General features: G+C 65.7%; 1 protein-coding gene and 1 pseudogene. One reads left to right on the top strand and one right to left on the bottom strand.

Translation table 11 applies throughout. The annotated features are described in order from the left end of the window. Positions 1-15: 15 nt before the first annotated feature. Positions 16-642, bottom strand: a pseudogene (locus tag DDF70_RS36130) (IS630 family transposase); the annotation flags it as partial. Between the two features lie 57 nt (positions 643-699). Between DDF70_RS36130 and DDF70_RS36125 the strand changes: the two are divergent. Further along, complete coding sequence (locus DDF70_RS36125; protein WP_114947574.1) at positions 700-1,755, top strand: IS110 family RNA-guided transposase; 1,056 nt, start codon at positions 700-702, stop codon at positions 1,753-1,755. Positions 1,756-1,873: the final 118 nt, after the last annotated feature.

The raw sequence follows: 1,873 nt of genomic DNA, 5'->3' as shown, positions 1-1,873 counted from the left end.
TAGAGCATCGGACGGTTAAACGGACGCATATCCGGCGGCCTTGAGGTAGTTCCAACATTCTTGCGGCTCGAAGAGATTGCAGATGTCACCGAGCGCTCGCCAGAGCGCGTCGAACGTTCGGGCCTCGGCCTTGCGCAGGTGCGCTTTGATCTTGGCGAAGGCCTGCTCGATCGGGTTCATATCGGGCGAATAAGCGGGCAGAAACAGGAACCAGGCGCCGCGTTCTCTCAGACACTGCGCGGCCTTCTCGCTCTTGTGGACAGCCAAGTTGTCGAGGATCACCACATCGCCTTGGCGCAGGGTCGGCGCGAGTTGTGTCTCGATGTAGGCCTCGAACGCCAAGCGGGTGATCGGGCCATCGCTCACCCACGGTGCACACAGCTCGCTGCACCGCAGCCCTGCGAGACAGGTATCGGTTTTCCAGTGTCCAAAGGGGGCGCTCATCCGCAGCCGCTGCCCTTTGCGTGAGCGCCCGCGCAGGCGCGTCATCTTGGTGTTGACGAAGGTCTCGTCGAGAAACACCAAGCGGTGCGGCTGCTCGCGCATGCGGGGCTGACGCTGGGCGCGCCAGACCCGGCGCTCATCCCGCACGTCGGCGCGTGCGCACTCCGCGGCCATCAGGGCTAATGGCATGGACCGGCCGTGCTCCCGGGTGGAGCATGGGAGAACGGGATTGTCCCGCAGCGAAGGAGCCCTGTCATGACACAGCAGACCACAGCTGAGACCATCGCCACCATCGGCATCGACCTGGGCAATACCACCTTCCACCTGATCGGCATGGATGCCCGCGGCAGGATCGTGCTGCGCCGCAAAGTCTCGCGCGGGCAGCTGTTGCCCTGCCTGGCCAATGTGCCGGTCTGCCTGATCGGCATGGAGGCCTGTGCCGGGGCTCATCACGTCGGGCGTCAGCTCGCCGCCCTCGGCCATGATGTCCGTCTGCTGCCGGCCCAGTACGTCAAACCGTTTCTCAAAGGGCACAAGAACGACTATCGCGATGCCGAGGCCATCGCCGAGGCGGCGCAACGTCCAACCATGCGCCCGGTGCCGCTGAAGTCGGCCGAGCAACTCGACTTGCAAGCCCTGCACCGGGTGCGCAGCCGCCTGGTCGGGCAGCGCACGGCGGTGATCAACCAGATCCGCGGCTTCCTGCTCGAGTGCGGCATCCCGGTGAGGCAGGGACTTGCCGGTTTACGAGAGGCTCTGCCCACTCTGCTGTCCCACCGCACGGACGTGCTCTCGCCGCGCATGATCCACCTGATCGAGGATCTGGCGGGAGACTGGCACCGGTTGGATGAGCGCATTGACGCGATCACCGGGGACATCACGGCTCTGGCCCGTCAGGAGGGGGGCTGCCAGCGGCTGATGGGGATCCCGGGCGTCGGCGTGATCACCGCCAGCGCCATGGTGGCGGCGATTGGCACCGGAGCGGCGTTTACCAAAGGCCGCGATTTTGCCGCCTGGCTCGGTCTCGTGCCCAAGCAGATCTCGACCGGCGGCCGCACCATCCTGGGTGGCCTGTCGAAGCGCGGGAACCGCTACTTGCGCACGCTGTTTGTCAGCGGCGCCCAAGTTCTCCTGCAACACCCGGGCCACTGGCATGGGCACGGCTTCGGCCGCTGGTTGGCCGCGGCACGGGCCCGGCTGCACCGGAATGTGCTGGCGGCCGCCTTGGCTAACAAGCTCGCGCGCATCGCCTGGAGCGTGCTGTCCCACGCGAACGGTTACGATCCGGAGTTTGCCGCACGGACGGCCTGAGCCTGCTCAGACGGCCGACAGTTCGAGGATAGAGTTCCCGCCGCGGTTCGCGAGAAGGATGTGACAGGATGGATGAACGGTTGCCCGGCGCATCGGAAACCTGATTAAAAAAATGGCC

The organism is Microvirga calopogonii (assembly GCF_003347665.1).
GTDB lineage: Bacteria > Pseudomonadota > Alphaproteobacteria > Rhizobiales > Beijerinckiaceae > Microvirga > Microvirga calopogonii.
Note: the sequence above shows the minus strand (reverse complement) of the source record. Positions and strands in the feature narration are given on the sequence as shown.

What these genes read in the sequence shown, in the direction of transcription:
- DDF70_RS36125 (WP_114947574.1), top strand. Translation starts at nt 700, where the DNA reads ATGACACAGCAGACCACAGCTGAGACCATCGCCACCATCGGCATCGAC.